Below are 294 nucleotides of genomic sequence, written 5' to 3'. Positions count from 1 at the left end.
CTGGATCCAGTTCTGGCGTAATGCCAAGGCAGCATGCCACTTCCGCGTCGGTCGGCCTCTTCAGAACGGTGCCGTTCGGGCAAACCATGACTGGCAAATCGCCTTCCTGAATCCCTAGACGCTCGACGAGGTCGTGGCCTTCACCTTCGCCTGAGGCTTCCAACACAACGTGTGGATATCCGCTTCGAGACAAAAACACCTGCAGGGAACGGAGGTCAGAATTGCCATCTTGCCCGATTAGCACCGTGCCTGAATTCCCGGTGTCTATGAGCGCAACGCGCCGCAGGATGTAGG

General features: G+C 57.8%; 1 pseudogene. It reads right to left on the bottom strand.

Features of this window, described 5'->3' with window-relative positions:
* Positions 1-294: pseudogene (locus ASC90_RS29970) on the bottom strand (thioredoxin reductase); the annotation flags it as partial.

Origin of the sequence: Rhizobium sp. Root1220 (genome assembly GCF_001426265.1) — a bacterium.
Classification (GTDB): domain Bacteria; phylum Pseudomonadota; class Alphaproteobacteria; order Rhizobiales; family Rhizobiaceae; genus Rhizobium.
The sequence above is the reverse complement of the archived record's forward strand: the minus strand, read 5'-3'. Positions and strand labels throughout refer to the sequence as shown.